Below are 17,847 nucleotides of genomic sequence, written 5' to 3' on the forward strand. Positions count from 1 at the left end.
TTAAGCCCTTTGCTGTTTTTTCCTTGCTAATGTAAAAATCCTTTTCACCACTTGGTCTTTTGTTAAACCAATTTCTTCTAGAAGGGAACCTACATCACCGTGTTCTATAAATTTGTCAGGAATCCCCATTCTATCAATTTGATTATGGAAAAATCCATGATCATGAGCATACTCAAGAACAGAACTTCCAAAACCACCTTGAAGGATTGCTTCCTCAATTGTAAGGACTGGAATATTTTCCTTGAACAGAGAGGAGAGCATTTTTTCATCTAGCGGCTTAATAAAGCGGGCATTAATAACTCTTGTAGAAACGCCCCGTTTCTCAAGCATCATGGCTGCTTCCAATGCCATTGGGATGGTCGTACCAAATGTTAAAATAGCGGCGTCTTCTCCGTCTTTTAAGACTTCCCAGGTACCTATAGGAATGTTGTGTAAATCCTTATCCATTTCTACACCAATTCCGTTTCCACGAGGGAATCTCATCGCGATTGGACCATCATCATAATTCAAGGCCGTGTAAACCATGTGTTGTCCTTCATTTTCATCCTTAGGCATCATCAAGACGAGATTAGGGATATGCCTTAGAAAAGCGATATCAAAGACACCTTGATGTGTTTCACCATCAGCACCAACTAATCCTGCTCGATCAATACCAATAAAAACATTTAGGTTTTGCCGACAAATATCATGAACAACTTGGTCATAGGCCCGTTGTAAAAATGTTGAATAAATAGCTAAAAAAGGCTTCATTTTTTGAGTTGCTAGTCCTGCCGCCACTGTGGCAGCATGCTGTTCAGCAATCCCTACGTCATACATTCTTTCAGGAAACTCGCTGGCAAAGCCTTCTAGCTTAGACCCTACTGGCATCGCCGGCGTAATCGCCACAATGCGATCATCCTTCCGGGCCAACTTTCGGACAGTTTCACTAACTAGACTGCTCCATGCTGGCGGCTGCTTTTTAGACGGTTTAACAAAATCACCCGTATCCATTTTATATGGACCAGTTCCATGCCATGTACCGATCTTATCACTTTCAGCAGGCTTATAACCTTTTCCCTTTTTTGTAATAACATGGAGGATAACAGGTCCTTCAGTCTTCTTAGCAAAACTAATCGTTTCAAATAAATTCTCAAAATTATGTCCATCAATTGGACCCAAGTAGGTGAAACCTAACTCTTCAAAAAACATACCAGATACAAATAAATATTTTAGACTATCCTTTATTCGTTCAGCTGTTGCCGCTAGTTTACCACCAACAGCCGGTACCTTTTTCAATAAAACCTCAAGTTCATCTTTCACCCATTGATATTTACCTGCAGTCCGCAATTGACCAAGAATATTATGAAGAGCACCCACATTTGGGGCAATCGACATTTCATTATCATTTAAAATCACGATCATATCTTTCTTTTCATGCCCAATATGATTTAAAGCCTCCAACGCCATACCACCAGTTAGTGCACCATCACCAATTACAGGTACAACAAAGGATTTTTCCTTTTTTAAATCCCTTGCTATTGCCATTCCCATTGCCGCCGAAAGCGATGTGGAGCTGTGACCAGTCTCCCAAACATCGTGCTCACTTTCGATTCGCTTTGGAAAACCACATAAGCCTTTAAATTGTCTTAATGTATCAAATTCACCGGCTCTGCCAGTTAAAATTTTATGAACATAGGATTGATGGCCAACATCCCAGAGAATCTTATCTTTTGGACTATCGAAACATTTATGCAGCGCAATGGTTAATTCCACTACACCCAAATTCGGTCCAATATGACCTCCAGTCACAGACAGCTTTTCAACTAAGAATTGGCGAATTTCTTGACTTAATGCTTCTAACTCTTTATTCGACATCCCTTTTAAAAAGGATGGGTCCTTTATTGATAATAAATCCATTTTTGGACCACTCACTTTCATACATTTTCTGTCTATTTCTGAGCATTGAGAATTGTCTAGTTCAAAGCGCAGCTAAACAGGCGCTTCCACTTTTCTATTGAAAAAATAGCCGCTAACACGATAAAGTGATAACGGCATTAACAACGTTCTCTTCATTGAAAACAATTATAACACACTTCATTCATTGCCTCAAACACCCTTTAGTGGTCTCTAGAAGCAACTAAATCCGTTATTTCCCTAAGCAGGTTTGTATTTAAGCCTGTCCTTTTTAGATATTCTTTTGACAGGTTAATTTGATTATGTAAAGCTGTTCGTGAACCATCTAATGATAATAATTGTGGATAGGTACTTTTGTGATTTGTCGTATCACTGCCTACAGGTTTTCCGATGACTTGTTGATTACCTACTAAATCCAAGATATCATCCTGTATTTGAAAAGCAAGCCCAAGGTGATGTGCAAAGGCTGAAAGGTGTTCCCTTAGCTCTGAACTTGCCCCCGCCAAAATGGTCCCGGCAACAACGCTAAATTTAAGCAGCTTTCCTGTTTTATGTACATGAATATACTCAAGTTCATCAAGCGAGAGGTTCTTTCCTTCTCCTTGCATATCAGCCACTTGACCGCCGACCATTCCTTCCGTACCAGCTGCTTTTGCCATTTCAATAACTAACTTTAATTTTGTTTCAGACGTAGTAAAATCATTAGGGAGCTTACCGATCACTTCAAAACTATACGTTAATAAGGCATCTCCCGCTAATACAGCTATCGCATCACCAAAAACCTTATGATTAGTCGGTTTCCCCCTTCTTAAATCATCATTATCCATGCTTGGCAAATCATCATGGATTAAGGAATATGTATGAATCATCTCTATTGCCGCCGCAGCATGCAATCCTTTTTTTGGATCAATTCCAAACGCGTCTAAGGTTGCAAATAGTAATAGCGGACGGATTCTTTTACCGCCAGCTTCGAGGGAATAGATCATGGACTCCTTGATCACTGAAGGAGCTTCCAGTTTTTCAACTAGTGATCGAAGCTCTAAATCAAGAAGGTGTTTATATTCTTGTGCAAATGCATCTAATAACCCGGTTTCCAAACGCTATTCCTCCTCTGCAATCGAAAAATTCTCTTTCCGTCCATCCTCCGTAATAATTTGTGTAAGTTGGTCTTCGACACTTTTCAATTTATCATGACATAGTTTTGAAAGTTCCATACCTTGTTTATAGTAGATGATCGCTTCTTCTAAAGGTACGTCTCCTTCTTCCAACTTATCTACTATTTCTTCTAGCTTCGTCATTGCCTCTTCAAAACTTACTTTTTTTTCAGTCATTACTATTTTCTCTCTCCTTTATGGTTTCTACATTACAGAAAAGGCTTCCATCTGTTAACTGAATTTGAACTTGCTCGTTTATTTGTACCTGTTTGACGCTTTTTACTAAGTGATTATCTTCCGAGTAGGCCAAACTATAGCCGCGCTCCATTATTTTTAATGGGCTCAAAGCTTGTAAGGTCGAAAGCATTCGGTCAAAGTCAGTTTGCTTTTTGACAAGGACTTGCTGCATTGAGCGGTTCATGTCTCTACCCACACGGTCCAGCCGTTTTTTTGCTTCTTGCAATGCTTCATTAGGATGATTTCGCAGCAATCGTTTATATAGAATCTCATGTTGACCTTTTTTTACTATTGATAATCGGGAGGCACCCCGTACTAACGATTCGGTTAATTTGTCTAACTGTTCTAGTTTTTGCTCATAAAGACGGTGAGGATAGCGGAAAGCATAAGATTTTTGAACCCGATTTAACCGTTCTTTTTCGAGCTGGAATTTTCCATTCATCGCGCGAAGAAGACGGGTTTGCCGCTGCAGAATTCTGTCGACTAACTCTTCTATATGAGGGACGGCGAGTTCTGCAGCACCTGTTGGCGTGGGAGCACGTAAGTCTGCTACAAAATCAGCAATAGTAAAGTCTGTTTCATGACCGACTGCTGAAATAATCGGAATCTTAGAGGCATACATGGCACGGGCTGTCAGTTCCTCATTAAATGCCCACAATTCCTCAATCGAGCCACCACCACGTCCGACAATCAAAACATCTATTTCCTCCATACTGTTTGCTTTTTCAATGGCCTTTACAATCGAAGGTGCAGCGTTATCACCTTGGACAAGGGCAGGGAACACGAGAATATGGGCAATGGGATAACGCCTTTTAATGGTGGTAATGACATCCCTAATTGCCGCACCTGTTGGAGAAGTAATGACCCCGACTGTTCTAGGATACAAGGGAATGGTCTTTTTCATTTCAGGTGCGAATAACCCTTCTGCGTCCAGCCTTTGTTTTAATTGTTCGTATGCTAAAAACAATTCGCCAATGCCATCTGGCTGCATTTCTTTAATATATATTTGGTATTGTCCGCTGGGCTCATATACACTGACATCGCCTTTTACAATGACTTTCATTCCATTTTCAGGTGAAAATTTCATAAAACGGGACTGACCCGCAAACATGACGGCCAGAATCCTGGCTTTTTCATCCTTTAAGGTAAAGTACATGTGTCCGCTCGAATGTTGTTTAAAATTCGAAATTTCTCCTCTTACATGAACTTCACGTAAATGAGGGTCTGCATCAAATTTTCTTTTTATGTATTTGGTTAACGCATTTACAGATAAATATCTTTGTTCTTGCATATAGAGCTCCTTTTTTAACCAAAAAAGTAAATGGTGTTTCTAGTCACCATTTCCTAATAAAACTGTCCTTATCTATTATATATTTAACCCCCTTTTTTGTCTGTACAAACAGACGATAGGACCAAATTGTAATAAGATAAGGACAATATTCTACTTAATCGCGTTCTAAACTTTCAGCAGCTGATTTTAAGGTATTATACATGAGCATTGTAATAGTCATTGGGCCCACACCCTTTGGAACTGGCGTGATAAAGCTTGCTTTTTCACAGACTTCATCAAAAGCAACATCTCCACAAAGCTTTCCGGCCTCATTGCGGTTGATTCCTACATCAATGACGACGGCTCCCTCTTTAATATGGTCAGCCTTAATAAAGTTAGGTATCCCAACAGCAGCAATCAAAATATCGGCTTGATTTGTATGTTGTTTTAAATCCTTTGTTTTTGAATGACAGTAAGTCACTGTAGCATCTTGGTTTAAAAATAATTGTCCGACAGGCTTGCCAACTATATTGCTGCGCCCTACCACGACAACATGCTTACCTGGAATAGAAATGCCTGATTCTTCCAGCAACACCATAATCCCAAATGGTGTACATGGCAAGAAAGCATTTTGCCCGGTCATCATTCTGCCAATGTTGATGGGATGAAAACCATCGACATCCTTTAAAGGTGAGATGGCTTCGATTACCTTTTTTTCATCAATATGTTTTGGCAATGGAAGTTGCACCAAAATACCATGAATCTCAGGTGTTTCATTCAATTCTTTAATTTTTTCTAGTAATTCTTCTTCGGAAACTTCCTCGTTCATTTCAATTAATAAAGAGTTCATGCCAAGTTCGTGACATGCTTTTTCTTTATTTCTAACATAGGTACGGGAAGCATCATTATTTCCGACTAGGATAACAGCTAATCCCGGTGTGACTCCCTGACGTTTAATGCTGGCAACCTCTTCAGCAATTTCTACTCTTTTTTTTGCAGCGATTTCTTTTCCATTAATAATTTGAGCAGTCATGATCATTTCTCTCCTTATTCAATTATCCCCATCAATTAATTGTTAAGAATCCTTTGTTTTACCTTTGAAAGAACTCCATTAATAAACTTACTTGATTGGTCATCTCCGTATATTTTGGCTATCTCTATTGCTTCATCTAAGATTACATTTTCTGGAATTTCATTTCTTAAGTATTTCAGTTCATATGTAGCCATTCTCAATAAGTTACGATCGACCGTTGCTAAGCGATCTAAAGACCATTTCTCAAGAAATTCCGTGATTAGTTTATCAATTTCACCTTTTTGTTCCACAACCCCTAAAACCAGTTTAGTTAGGTATTCGTCACCAGCCTCTTCCTCTAAAACATGTTCAATTGCTAAAGCTGGTTCGGTGTTACTAACATCGATTTGAAATAAGGCCTGTAGCGCTTTTTCCCTTGCTGTTCTTCTTTTCATTATACCGTTAACTCCTTTAGTTATATTAAATAATTTTTGTCTATTTTTCATACAGTAAGATGGATTAAATCAAATAAGATTGCTTGCACATAAAAAGATAATAGCATAACTAAAATGGATTCGCACGGTATGGATTATTTTTTTAATTATTAGAAAGCGGGATTACCCGACAATACCGTTTTACAGAGCCTTTTGAAAATAGAAAAACCAAAGGATTTAGTTCCTTTGGTCCTCTACACTAAAGTTCTGAATCAATCTCTGGTTCGATCTTTTGGGTTTCAAATTGAATCCCTACTACATGAATGTTTACTTCCTCTGCTTCTAATGCGGTCATATTAAGTAGAGCTTGTCGAATGTTATCCTGTATTTTCCCAGCTACAGTAGGAATAGAAGTACCGAACTTCATTAAACAATACACATCCACTTTTATACCTGTTTCGGTTAGCTCTACTTTAACGCCCTTACCGTGATTTTTTTTACCTAGTCGTTCCACTACACCTGTAGCAAAATTGCCACGCATGCCAGCTACACCTTCGATCTCGGAAGCTGCAATCCCGGCGATAACCTCAATTACTTCAGGGGCAATTTCAATTTTTCCATGTCCGTTATTTCCTTGATCCATTTCTAAGACACTAAATTCGCTCATTAATAACACCTCCTGATATTAATTAGACTTCATCACATCATGCAATTCCAGGAATTTCGTATTAAAGCTGCCTTCAATAAAGTTTTCATGATCCAGCAGTTTTAAATGGAAGGGAATGGTTGTATGAATGCCTTCTACTACAAACTCACTTAAGGCCCGTTTCATTCTTGAAATGGCTTCTTCCCGACTGTTAGCATATGTGATGACTTTCGCAATCATGGAATCATAGTAAGGTGGAATGGTATATCCCGGATAGGCTGCAGAATCAACACGAACTCCTAATCCACCAGGCGGTAAATACATTTTAATTTTCCCGGCTGAAGGAAGGAAGTTCTTTTCCGGATTTTCGGCATTAATCCGGCATTCAATTGCCCATCCTGAAAAAGTGACATCCTGTTGAGTTATAGTTAGTTTTTCACCGTTTGCCACTCGAATCTGTTCTTTAACAAGGTCAATTCCTGTGACCATTTCCGTAACGGGATGCTCCACCTGAATCCTAGTGTTCATTTCCATAAAGTAAAATTTGCGATTGCGGTAGTCATATATAAATTCTATCGTGCCAGCACCTGAATAATCAACTGCTTTTGCAGCTTTTACTGCCGCCTCTCCCATTTCGGCACGAATTTCTCCGTCTAAAGCTGGTGAAGGCGATTCTTCAAGCAACTTTTGTAATCTGCGCTGGATGGAGCAGTCTCTTTCTCCTAAATGGATTGTGTTACCGTAATTATCCCCAAGCACCTGAATTTCGACATGACGAAAATCCTCAATATATTTCTCTATATATACACCCGGATTTCCAAATGCCGTTAATGCTTCCTGTTGGGTAATGTTAATTCCCTTCACTAACTCCTGTTCATTCTTCGCGACACGGATGCCTTTTCCGCCTCCGCCCGCTGTCGCTTTGATTATAACTGGATAGTCAATCTTTTTAACGAGTTCCAGAGCTTCATCGATATCATTAATAATTCCAGTTGAACCCGGAACAATCGGTACGCCCGCTTCACGCATGGTTTCCCTGGCAATATCCTTCGTACCCATTTTGATAATAGCTTCAGGACTCGGGCCTACGAATGTGATATTACATTCACGGCACAGCTCTGCGAAATCAGCATTTTCAGCAAGGAATCCATAACCAGGATGTATCGCATCACAGGCGGTTAACTTTGCTACACTAATAATATTTGTCACGTTTAAATAACTGTCTTTTGACGAAGTTGGTCCTATACAATAAGCTTCATCTGCCAGTTGAACATGCAGTGCTTCACGATCTGCTTCAGAGTAAACGGCAACTGATTCTATTCCCATTTCTCGGCAGGCGCGAATAATCCTAACTGCAATTTCTCCTCTGTTTGCAATTAACAGTTTTTTTATCATCCTGTAAACGCTCCTTATTCAGGCTTTACTAAAAATAAAGGCTGTCCATATTCTACTAATTGACCATTTTTAACAAGTACTTCAACCACTTCACCGTTTACTTCTGCTTCTATTTCGTTAAATAGTTTCATGGCTTCGACAATACAAACGATGGAATCCTTTGAAACTTTGGAGCCAGCTTTCACATATACGTCCGTATCTGGAGTTGGTGATGCATAGAAGGTACCTACCATTGGCGAAGTAATTTTATGTAAGTTTGCAGTATCAGCAGTAGGAACTTCCTCTGACTTTGGAGCTTCCGTTAAAACTTCTTGAACTGCGGCAGGGGATACTACAGCTGCGGCAGGGGCAGGTTGAATTGCTCGCTCAGTTTCTGTCCTCGGTGCAGCGGAACTCACTTGTGTAACCATAGTAGTTGTATTTTTTTTCATTTTGATTTTTGAACCATCAATTTCATATACAAATTCATCAATACTTGATTGGTCTACCAATTTAATCAATTCGCGAATTTCTTGTACTTTTAACATGAGTAACACTCCTTGTACAACATTTATTAGTACTAACTACTAATACTATACGATAATATCTAGTAAAAGTTCAATAATCTTATTTTAAACACCATTCAAATCGCCAATTTCTTACTCTTCCATCTTAATATTATTAAGCTAAAAAAGGAATATTAACAGCCTGAACCAATTCAAATAATTATTTTTTCCTATTTTAATGTTTTTAAACGAAAGTAAAGAGGAAAGTCGTCAACTTTCCTCTTTGTTCAGGAATTATTTTGCTGGTTGATATTCTACAGCCACATAATTGGTTTCGTTGATTTCTTTTTTAACTTCAAGCATAATCTTATTGGCGTCTGAAGCAGAAGGCTTCTTCTTGGCTTTAACTGTCACGATGACCTTTTGCCCATCGGCTCTTACTAGTACATCCTCATATCCCATTGTTTTAATAAATGTTTCAAGTAATTGTTCGCTTTGAGCGATTTGATTCAATTTATCCATTTGATCTTTTACTTTACTTCTTTCATCTGCCGGAAGATCAGTGGAGGCTAACTGAGTGGTTAAATCTTCCTGCTTTTGGCTGCGATAGTCCTCTAGTTTCATGCGAAGTTCTTCAAAGGCAGCATCACCTGCAACGCTGGAAACCACTGTTTTATCGTCTTTTGCTTCTGTTTTGGTTTGAACGTCTTCCTTGGCTTCTGTTTTGGTTTTACCTTGATTTTGATCTTTAGCATTTTGTTGAACTGCAGCTAGGTCACTCTTCTTTTGTTCCGGAGATGTAATGTAATACACTGATAGCACCACTACTAAACTTAACATTGTTAATAACCAAACAGTTTGTTTTTTTAAAAGCATAATAAAATCCCCCTTTTATTTTTTAGGCATAACAGCTACTCTGTGGCTAGGTACACCTAAGGCCCTTGTAACAGCTTCCTTAATCCATTTTTTTACCTCAATATTATCTGCACCCTTGGCAACTACAAGAACACCGCGTATCTCCGGTTTTTTTGTTTCGACAACAATCGGAACCTCTTTTTCTCCATCTCGGATAATGACAAGTTGTTCATCGGTTGAATTATCGACAACTTTACGCTGTCCTCCTTCACGATCTGTTTCATCCGTTGTTTGGGATTTGGTTACGCGATTTTTTTCAAGCACTTTTTTATCTGTGGAATCAATTGTCACGACAACAGTCACATCCTCTACACCCAACATATCCTGTAACGCCTTTTTCATCTGCTCTTCATATTTTTCCTCATATTGGGTAATTGCCTTATTATCAGAACTTTTTTTCAAGCCAAAGGTCGGGACATCTTCAGAGCTCACCTTTTCGTTAGCTGCTGTCGGTATAGCAGAAGGAGTTGATTCATTTTTAAACACGATATTTCCTACAAGCATAAACGCGGCACCAATACAGAGCACGAGAATCATATACTGATATTTACCAGGTTTCTTTTCGCCCTTACTATCCAATTTAAGTATTTTTTTGAGCCATGATAATGGTCCTTTGTTATCCATTCTTTTTTTCAATCCCCCCTTCAATCGAAACTTTGACTGTTTCTTTTGTTACATTCCATTTCTGTGAAAGAAATGAGGCAATTTTGTCTGTTTCTTCTGTTGATTCTTTAGATGGAAGAGGTTTTTCAGTGTTAATTTCGATTTGTTTTATCGCTTCGACTGTCTTCACACCATCTTCTGGCTGTTTAAGAAGAACCATAACCTTTTGGAGGTTTTCAGGGAATGCTTGGTCGCTTTTTTCATTTATTTCTAGATCAATCTTGTCAATCTCCAATCCGTATTGTTCCATCAACTCCTCTTTAACACCCTTTTTTAGCTGGACAGCCAATTCTTCTAAAATATATGCATGTTGGGAGGCTTGTATTTCTTTTTTCTTTAAATCTATTACATTTTTCATATTTTTTTCTTCTGGTGCTTTGTAGGAGGAGATGGAACCAAGTGCCGATTCAAAGTCCTTTGAGATTAGCTTAAAGATAGGGGTAAGTATGATGGCTATTAAGAGGAGTCCTGTTACCATCTTCGTATATTTTTGCATACTTGAATTTGGAAGCAGCATATCAATGACAGTTGCTAACAGAATAAAAAGAATAATATTCGTTACCCACTCTTTCAAAAACTCCATTTTGGTCCCCCTATCTCATCATCATCGTTAAATTTCCAGCCGCTACAATGACTGTAATACTTAAAAAGAACATGACTGACACGATCCCTAAAGCAGCAAAAACATAGATGACACTTTTGCTTATAATATCCAGACATTTAATGATGGGGCCTCCACCAAGCGGTTGAAGAATGGCAGCTGCAAATTTATATATAAAGGCAATCATTAATATTTTAATAGCAGGAAAAGCAACAATGATTAATAGGATGGCAACACCGGCGATGCCCACTGTATTTTTTAATAGGACCGATGCACTTACAACCGTATCTGTAGCATCAGTAAACATTCTCCCAATGACCGGAATAAAGTTTCCTGTCACGAATTTGGCGGTTCTAATCGCAACACCATCCGTTACAGCAGCAGATGCCCCCTGAACTGAAATAACGCCAAGAAATACCGTTAAAAAAAGGCCCATTAACCCAATACTCCAATTTCTTAAAAGTGCAGCTAATTGCGATACTTTATATTGTTCTGACATCGTACTAACAATGCTCAACAAGGTAGCTAGAAAGAGGAGCGGGAGGATAAAATATTGCATAAATAAACCGCTCATATTCATCAAGAATAAAATAACTGGATGAAAAAATGCAGCAGATACTAATCCTCCAGAAGCGGCAATTAGCGCTAGAAGCAGGGGAATCAGGGCTAGCACAAAGGAGATCATGTTCCCAATCGCTTCATTTGTGTAGTTTATCGCAATATGAAAACTATTAAGTGCGATGATGACAAGTACCATATAAACAATGGAATAGGCAACCTTACTGATCGCACTCTTTTCAAAAGCATTTTGCATGGTTTGCAGGAACATGCTAAAAATGGTTAACATGATTAACGACCCTAATAATTTCCCATTTGCGACAAACTCGTAAAAAGCAAATTTTAAAATTCCCTTTCCCCATTCCTTAAATGAGAATTGCTTGTCCCCCTTAACAAACTCATACAGACTCCCTTTTTGGCTTTCAGGAAGAAATCCGCCATATTTATTGGAAATGTCCTCCCAAAACTGTTTTAATTCAGATAAATCCAATGTTTCCAGCTGTTGATCAACCATCTCTTGTGGTGAAATTAGGGGTGAGGTGTCTTTAGATTCTTCGGCAGCTTGGACAGTTGGAATGGAAAAAAATAAGAAAAGAAGAATCATTATAGGAATAAACTGCAACTTTTGCTTCATTTTCACACCTCTTTTTAAGGGCTCCTCAACTAGGAATTAGTTTAATAATGGTTTCGATTAATACCGTTAATATGGGGATGGCCATGGCAAGAATGATGATTTTTCCTGCTAATTCTATTTTTGAGGCGATTGCTCCCTGACCTGCATCCTTGGTTATTTGGGTGGCAAATTCGGCAATATAGGCAATTCCAATGATTTTAAGAATTGTTTCCACATAAACCATATTTACCTTTGCATTGACTGCCAGTTTTTCTAGCATATGAATAATTTCAAAAATCTTATCCACTAAAAAGAGAAAGATGGTACAGCCTACAAACACAACTAAGAGGAAGGCAAAATTTGGTTTCTGCTCTTTAATGATTAGGGCTAGAAATGTTGCAGTTAGAGCAATCCCGATTATTTTGATGATTTCAATGGCAGAGCCCCCCTCTCTATTGAAATAAGAAAACCGATTTAATTTTTTGGAAAAGATCATCTACAATCGTCGCAACTTGAAATAAAATATAAATAAACCCGAATAATGTAACCCACTGTGCATACTCTTTTTTGCCAACCTGGTCAAGAACGGTATGCAAAAAGGCAACAACGATACCTACACCGGCGATTTTAAAAATAATATCCACTTCTAAACCCATTGCTTTTCCCCCTAAAATAATAAAATAATCAGTAACAATCCTGATAAGAACCCTAGACTCTTTACCATTTTTTCATATTTTGCCTGCCGGTCGATGGCGTCCGCTTCTTCTCTTTCAAGATGGGAAAGAGTTAGCATAATATGTTTTTGCTGGGAAAAGCGATCATGACGGCCAAGAGTTTCCCCAAATTGCTTCATAATTTCAAATTCCCCCTGTTTTAACGCGGTATATTTCCAAACTTCTTTTAAACTAGTTTCCCATGCATCTTTGACGGTTGTTTCCGTATCCGTCAGTCTTTTGGCAAAGGCTTCAAAAAACACGGACAGTGGCTTTGAAAACTGAGATGCTAACCTCCTTGCTGCTTCATGTAAAGGTGTATGGCTATACATAATTTCAGCCTCAAGTGATTGAAGTGCGGACTTTAACGCTCTAAGCTGTTTCGTCCGTTCACTAAAACTTCGCGCAGCCTCAAACCCTGTCCAGGTCGTCGCAACAATAATAATGATGGCACCTATTAATTTAATCATTTATGTCACGCTCACTTTTTGAGACATTTCAAGCCCATTTGCATCGAGAATATGTTTAATTGTTCCTGGGCCTGACGATCTGCTAAGTGTAACAAACCGCTCAAATATACCTTGTTCAATAATTTCCTTTAAGGACGGCCTCATTTTAATTTCTTCTATATTTGAGCCGTGCGTGGTCATGATAAGTTTGATTCCTGCATGTACGGCTTCTTGAATAGCCTCTGCATCTTCTCTTCGACCAATTTCGTCCACAATCAAGATATCAGGACTCATTGAACGAATCATCATCATCATTCCCTCTGCCTTCGGACAGGCATCTAATACATCAAGCCTATGTCCAAAGGTTAACTGGGGCACTCCATTCACACATCCGGCAATTTCACTGCGCTCATCCACAATCCCCACTTTACTTGCCCTTATACCTTTTGTCGGATTCCCAGAAGAAATAATTCTAGCAATATCTCTTAACAGTGTGGTTTTTCCTGTTTGCGGTGGTCCAATGACCATGGTATGCTTCCAGTTCCCTTGAAATAGATAAGGAATTAGTGGTTCGGCTATTCCTACCTTTTCTTTGGCAATTCTTATGTTAAAAGACGAAACATCCCTTATTGCTTTGACCTTTCCGTCTTCAAGGATGACCTTCCCAGCTAGTCCGATTCGATGGCCGCCAGATACTGTGATATAACCACGTTTAAGTTCTTCTTCTAGTGTGTATATAGAGAAATGGCTTATTTTATTTAGAAGATGCATGGTATCCTCTGGCTGAATAATGTACGATAAAAACCGTGGAGCACCCTTTAGTGTTATTTCAATAGGACGATTAATACGAATTCGGATTTCCTCTAATTCTTCTTTTTGGGCAGGAGGGATTTGGCTGATTAGGTTAGCAATATTTTTGGGTAAAAAATGAAGAATCGTTTCCACGTATGCTGCCTCCTTAAATTTCCTTTCTCATTATTTAAAATGTATGCCTGCTTGGACACATTATGACTTCCAAATCTGTTAATTCATTTCTATTTTTTAGATTAGATTACTAGAACAAAACTTATCAAAAAGAAAAGAGTAAAATCGGAACATTTTCTGAGGGACATCCGTATTTTATAGGAGGTTATATTGTGAGGAGGAATCATCGATTGTATAATTACCAACCGCCCAATCGAAATGGACCACATCATAAAGGAAACGTAATAAAAGTTACCGGAGAAGGTGAACTGGCTATTCCGCCGGATTCAGCCTCGGTAAATTTAGGGGTCATCACTGAAAAGAAGGAATTGAACGCTGCACAACAGCAAAACTCCCAGGATGTAACAAAAGTAATTACCACGCTTCTGGCCATGGGAATTCCGCAAAAAGACGTGCAAACATTTGATTACCGGATTGATTCAGAATATGATTTTGACCAAGGAAAACAACTATTTCGCGGCTATAAAATTACTCACCTCCTACAGGTGAAATTAGAAGATTTATCATTGGTAGGAAAAGTAATAGATACAGCTGTTCAAAATGGAGCGAATTTTGTTTCTAATGTTCAATTTACAGCGAAGAATAAAGAAGCCTACTATCTTCAGGCCTTAACTTATGCACTCCACAATGCCAGCGAAAAGGCCAAAACCATTGCATCTACGCTAAATGTTACGTTAATTGCAACACCTAGTTTAGTCGTTGAAGAGGGAAGTACGGTACAGCCCTCCTATCATTCTGCAGAAACCTTTGTAAAAGGCATCAGTTCAACACAAATTGAACCGGGGCAAATTAAGGTAAAGGCTAGGATTTCAGCAGAATTTCATTATCAGCCTAAATATCAAGGGACACAATAATGAAAAAAATAAAAGGATTGAACCATTTTATCTAGGGTTCAATCCTTTTTAACGTTTTATTCTTGATCATACTTTTTTGCCCAGTTATACAACTGCATTTCTGTGATAGCACCATTAAAGTGCTCTCTAATAACTCCATTTTGATCGATGACAAATGTTTCAGGCTGGCCGGTTACGTTAAATCGTTGGGCCACCTTAGCATTATAATCAAATAAATAGACCATTCCTTCTTTATTGTCTTTCGTAGCTTTTTTAATTCGGTCAATGGTTTCACCACGATTGATCATGAGGAGAGGATACTTATCTCCATAATCCTTTTGAAATGCTGCCAGTTCAGGAAATTCCTCTTTACACGGTGCACACCAAGTTGCAAAATAGTTTAATATAACCACTTCGCCCTTATAATCAGAGAGTTTAGCAGTACCACCTTCATATTTGGGAAGTTCGAAATTATAAGCCTTATCACCGACATCCGTGTTTTTACCTTTCGTAGCTAAACTATAACCAAAGAAGCCGAACATACCTACAATAAGAGTCAATACGAGTAATTTGATGACTCGCTTGTTCATCATGTATCCCCCTGACACACCCGTAAGGTTTTTTACAAAGTGATGTCCCAAAGGCTTAGCCCTTTTTGGACATCCGCTTCTCTACTAAATTATTTATCAAGTTGCTTCAAAAACTCAATTTCCTTTTTAAGCTTTGTATGTCTTTTTCCTAGAATGAACATATAAGCAAAAATAACAACCCATGCAACGGAATATGCACCATACATAAATTCAAAACCCATGATAAACTCCTCCTATTTTTCCATATCTTCTCTTACTTTTTCTTTGTAGCGCTCTACTTTTATCTTCATATTTTCAAAAGAAACACCTTTTTGAAGAAGGTAGGCATAAAGAATGGTGAAAGCCGCAAGTGATACAAACAGTGCTGTTAACATCGTGCCCTCAATTCCACCTCCAGTTTGAGAAGCCCCTTCACCAAAGACGATTGGGTGAAACTTCGTTTGCCACCAACGAATGGCAAAGAATACGATTGGAACGTCGGCAAACCCGATTATTCCAAACACTGAAGTAAGTCTTGCTTTTTTATCCCAAACGCCATCCATTTGGCGAATCATAATGTAGGCTATATAGATAAAGAAAAGAATCAACGTTGTAATTAACCGCGGTTCCCATACCCACCATGTATTCCATGATGATTTTGCCCAAATCGGACCCGTTGTTAAGACAATAATCGTAAATACCACGCCTATTTCAGCAGAAATATAAGCATAGGTGTCAAATATTCTTTTCCGTTTAATTAGAAATAAAATACTAAAAACAAAGGTAACAAAAAACGCCATGAATGCCAGCCACGCTGAGCTTACATGAAAATAAAAGATTTTTTGTGCAGCGCCCATCGTTTTTTCTTCTGCTGAAAAGATAAAGATAAAATAAAGGGCAACTAACATAGAAATAACTGACGCGCCAAACAAAATACTAGATAGATTGAGTTTTTTGGTTTCAGTTAGTTGCGTTTCAGGGAGTACCGCTTTCTCTCGTTCGAGATTCATACTCATCTATTAAACCTCCAGTACATAATCTATTAATAAGAAACATATTACAAAAAAGATGACATCATATGCCGTAACCAATTGGATCCATGCAAGTGCGCTTGAAAATTTATCCATATTCGTTAATATAATCCGAGTAGCCTGCACCACACCAATTAATATAGGAGTGGTTATTGGAAATAGCAGTAGTGGAAGAAGCATTTCACTGCTTTTGGAATTGGCAGCCAATGCCGCTAAGAATGTTCCAATTGCAATAAATCCAAAGCTTCCCAAGAAAACGACTAATATAAAATAAGGCATACTGCCATAAAATTTATAATCAAATAATAAGAATAAAAAGGGTATGGAAACTAGTTCGACGATCAGCATCATAATGAAGTTAGCAAGGAACTTTCCTAAATAAATACTTGCTGCCTCCATAGGAGCGACTAATAGACCTTGAATCGTATCATTTCTCTGTTCGGAAATAAATGACCTGTTAAGACCTAAAATACCGGCAAAGACGATGATGACCCAGATGACTCCTGGAATAACAGCCTTTGTGGTGTTATTTGCCGGGTCAAAGGCAAAGCTGAAAACAACAATGACTAGTCCTGCGAAAATCATTTGGGTAACCATAATTTGTTTTGTTTTTAGCTCTGAATATAAATCTTTTTTAGCTAAGAAGAGGGCAGTTCGCAAAAGGTTCATGATACACCCTCCATTTGATGCTCATATTTTTCAGAAACTAACGCCAGGTTGCGATCCTCAATCTTAAAGTCGTCTACGATTTTCCCATTTTTCACCATGATTACTCGGTCGCAAATTTCGGCTGCTTGTTTGAAGTCATGTGTAACCATCAATGTAGTTGTACCTTTTTCTTTCATAGATAAAATGACATTGTTCAAGATTGAAATAGCTCCTTGATCCAATCCTGTATGTGGTTCATCTAAAAGTAGAATTTCCGGGTCATGAACGATTGCCCGTGCAATCGCGATTCTTTGGATCATACCACGAGAAAAGTTTTTGACAGGCTCATTTAAAAAGAAAGACAATCCTACTTCTTTTACAAGTTCAGTTGCTTTTTGTTCAACATTCTTCACCCCATATATATTGCCAAAGAAAACGAGATTTTCTAATGGGGAGTAATGATCATAAAGCAAGCTGGAATGGGGTAAATAGCCCAATAATCTTTTTATTTCTATATGATTTTTTTTCAACTCTAAACCATTGACCATTACTTGCCCTGATGTAGGTTTTATTAAGGTTGCCAGCACCTTTAAAAGCGTACTTTTACCGGCTCCATTAGGACCTAAGATAGCTACTGTTTCCCCTTTTTTTATCGAGAGGTCTATGCCACGTAAGATCAGCTTATTATCAGCTTGCTTCGTAAGCTTTTTTATTTCTATCATTTGTAGTCCCTCCCATCCCAGC

At 38.4% G+C, this 17,847-nt stretch carries 23 protein-coding genes; 1 reads left to right on the forward strand and 22 read right to left on the reverse strand.

Annotated elements, in window-relative coordinates; genetic code table 11:
- From dxs to spoIIIAA, 17 genes are all read right to left on the reverse strand, one after another.
- Complete coding sequence (gene dxs / locus AC3ANL_RS17820) at positions 1–1,896, reverse strand: 1-deoxy-D-xylulose-5-phosphate synthase (protein ID WP_488325738.1); 1,896 nt, start codon at positions 1,894–1,896, stop codon at positions 1–3.
- A gap of 200 nt (positions 1,897–2,096) precedes the next feature.
- Complete coding sequence (locus tag AC3ANL_RS17825; protein ID WP_488325739.1) at positions 2,097–2,990, reverse strand: polyprenyl synthetase family protein; 894 nt, start codon at positions 2,988–2,990, stop codon at positions 2,097–2,099.
- A gap of 3 nt (positions 2,991–2,993) precedes the next feature.
- Positions 2,994–3,224: an exodeoxyribonuclease VII small subunit gene (locus AC3ANL_RS17830; protein ID WP_488325740.1), complete on the reverse strand. Its 231-nt coding sequence runs from the start codon at positions 3,222–3,224 to the stop codon at positions 2,994–2,996.
- Positions 3,217–4,575 carry an exodeoxyribonuclease VII large subunit gene (gene xseA, locus AC3ANL_RS17835; RefSeq protein ID WP_488325741.1) on the reverse strand — a complete coding sequence of 453 codons (1,359 nt, stop codon included), beginning with the start codon at positions 4,573–4,575 and terminating at the stop codon, positions 3,217–3,219. The genes AC3ANL_RS17830 and xseA overlap by 8 nt, the downstream gene beginning before the upstream one ends.
- A 154-nt stretch (positions 4,576–4,729) precedes the next feature.
- Positions 4,730–5,587, reverse strand: a complete 858-nt coding sequence (folD, locus tag AC3ANL_RS17840; protein ID WP_488325742.1) for a bifunctional methylenetetrahydrofolate dehydrogenase/methenyltetrahydrofolate cyclohydrolase FolD — start codon at positions 5,585–5,587, stop codon at positions 4,730–4,732.
- Positions 5,588–5,622: 35 nt separating this feature from the next.
- Entirely contained in the window at positions 5,623–6,021 is a 399-nt protein-coding gene (gene nusB / locus AC3ANL_RS17845) for a transcription antitermination factor NusB (protein ID WP_488325743.1), read from the reverse strand.
- Positions 6,022–6,259: 238 nt separating this feature from the next.
- Positions 6,260–6,667 (reverse strand): Asp23/Gls24 family envelope stress response protein, encoded by a 408-nt coding sequence (locus AC3ANL_RS17850; protein ID WP_488325744.1) that lies wholly within the window; start codon positions 6,665–6,667, stop codon positions 6,260–6,262.
- Positions 6,668–6,685: 18 nt separating this feature from the next.
- Positions 6,686–8,041: an acetyl-CoA carboxylase biotin carboxylase subunit gene (gene accC / locus AC3ANL_RS17855; protein WP_488325745.1), complete on the reverse strand. Its 1,356-nt coding sequence runs from the start codon at positions 8,039–8,041 to the stop codon at positions 6,686–6,688.
- A gap of 14 nt (positions 8,042–8,055) precedes the next feature.
- Positions 8,056–8,568, reverse strand: a complete 513-nt coding sequence (gene accB / locus AC3ANL_RS17860; RefSeq protein ID WP_488325746.1) for an acetyl-CoA carboxylase biotin carboxyl carrier protein — start codon at positions 8,566–8,568, stop codon at positions 8,056–8,058.
- 252 nt (positions 8,569–8,820) lie between these two features.
- Positions 8,821–9,402, reverse strand: a complete 582-nt coding sequence (locus AC3ANL_RS17865) for a SpoIIIAH-like family protein (protein ID WP_488325747.1) — start codon at positions 9,400–9,402, stop codon at positions 8,821–8,823.
- A 15-nt stretch (positions 9,403–9,417) separates the two neighbouring features.
- Positions 9,418–10,065 (reverse strand): stage III sporulation protein AG, encoded by a 648-nt coding sequence (spoIIIAG, locus tag AC3ANL_RS17870; RefSeq protein WP_488325748.1) that lies wholly within the window; start codon positions 10,063–10,065, stop codon positions 9,418–9,420.
- Positions 10,058–10,687: a stage III sporulation protein AF gene (spoIIIAF, locus tag AC3ANL_RS17875; RefSeq protein ID WP_488325749.1), complete on the reverse strand. Its 630-nt coding sequence runs from the start codon at positions 10,685–10,687 to the stop codon at positions 10,058–10,060. Before spoIIIAF ends, spoIIIAG begins: the two co-directional genes overlap by 8 nt.
- A 10-nt stretch (positions 10,688–10,697) precedes the next feature.
- Positions 10,698–11,897, reverse strand: coding sequence for a stage III sporulation protein AE (gene spoIIIAE, locus AC3ANL_RS17880; protein ID WP_488325750.1), 1,200 nt, complete (start codon positions 11,895–11,897; stop codon positions 10,698–10,700).
- Between the two features lie 25 nt (positions 11,898–11,922).
- A complete protein-coding gene (gene spoIIIAD, locus AC3ANL_RS17885) occupies positions 11,923–12,303 on the reverse strand; it encodes a stage III sporulation protein AD (RefSeq protein ID WP_488329769.1) in 381 nt (126 codons plus the stop codon).
- A gap of 25 nt (positions 12,304–12,328) precedes the next feature.
- Positions 12,329–12,532: a stage III sporulation protein AC gene (spoIIIAC, locus tag AC3ANL_RS17890; protein ID WP_026572556.1), complete on the reverse strand. Its 204-nt coding sequence runs from the start codon at positions 12,530–12,532 to the stop codon at positions 12,329–12,331.
- Between the two features lie 11 nt (positions 12,533–12,543).
- A complete protein-coding gene (gene spoIIIAB, locus AC3ANL_RS17895) occupies positions 12,544–13,059 on the reverse strand; it encodes a stage III sporulation protein SpoIIIAB (protein WP_488325751.1) in 516 nt (171 codons plus the stop codon).
- Positions 13,060–13,983 carry a stage III sporulation protein AA gene (spoIIIAA, locus tag AC3ANL_RS17900; RefSeq protein ID WP_488325752.1) on the reverse strand — a complete coding sequence of 308 codons (924 nt, stop codon included), beginning with the start codon at positions 13,981–13,983 and terminating at the stop codon, positions 13,060–13,062.
- A gap of 209 nt (positions 13,984–14,192) precedes the next feature.
- On the opposite strand from spoIIIAA, the gene AC3ANL_RS17905 reads away from it, so the two are divergent.
- Positions 14,193–14,876, forward strand: coding sequence for an SIMPL domain-containing protein (locus AC3ANL_RS17905; protein WP_488325753.1), 684 nt, complete (start codon positions 14,193–14,195; stop codon positions 14,874–14,876).
- Positions 14,877–14,932: 56 nt separating this feature from the next.
- Here AC3ANL_RS17905 and AC3ANL_RS17910 read toward each other — a convergent pair whose 3' ends face one another.
- The 5 genes from AC3ANL_RS17910 to ccmA all read right to left on the reverse strand — a co-directional run bounded on the left by AC3ANL_RS17910 (position 14,933) and on the right by ccmA (position 17,825).
- Positions 14,933–15,448 (reverse strand): TlpA family protein disulfide reductase, encoded by a 516-nt coding sequence (locus AC3ANL_RS17910; RefSeq protein ID WP_488325754.1) that lies wholly within the window; start codon positions 15,446–15,448, stop codon positions 14,933–14,935.
- Between the two features lie 86 nt (positions 15,449–15,534).
- The gene (locus tag AC3ANL_RS17915; RefSeq protein ID WP_488325755.1) at positions 15,535–15,666 is read right to left on the reverse strand and encodes a CcmD family protein; all 132 of its coding nucleotides are present in this window, start codon (positions 15,664–15,666) and stop codon (positions 15,535–15,537) included.
- A 12-nt stretch (positions 15,667–15,678) separates the two neighbouring features.
- Entirely contained in the window at positions 15,679–16,440 is a 762-nt protein-coding gene (locus AC3ANL_RS17920; RefSeq protein ID WP_488325756.1) for a cytochrome c biogenesis protein, read from the reverse strand.
- A gap of 3 nt (positions 16,441–16,443) precedes the next feature.
- Positions 16,444–17,124: a heme exporter protein CcmB gene (locus AC3ANL_RS17925; RefSeq protein ID WP_488325757.1), complete on the reverse strand. Its 681-nt coding sequence runs from the start codon at positions 17,122–17,124 to the stop codon at positions 16,444–16,446.
- Positions 17,121–17,825 carry a heme ABC exporter ATP-binding protein CcmA gene (gene ccmA, locus AC3ANL_RS17930; RefSeq protein WP_488325758.1) on the reverse strand — a complete coding sequence of 235 codons (705 nt, stop codon included), beginning with the start codon at positions 17,823–17,825 and terminating at the stop codon, positions 17,121–17,123. Before ccmA ends, AC3ANL_RS17925 begins: the two co-directional genes overlap by 4 nt.
- Positions 17,826–17,847: the final 22 nt, after the last annotated feature.

Source organism: Neobacillus sp. DHD-1R (assembly GCF_057747995.1).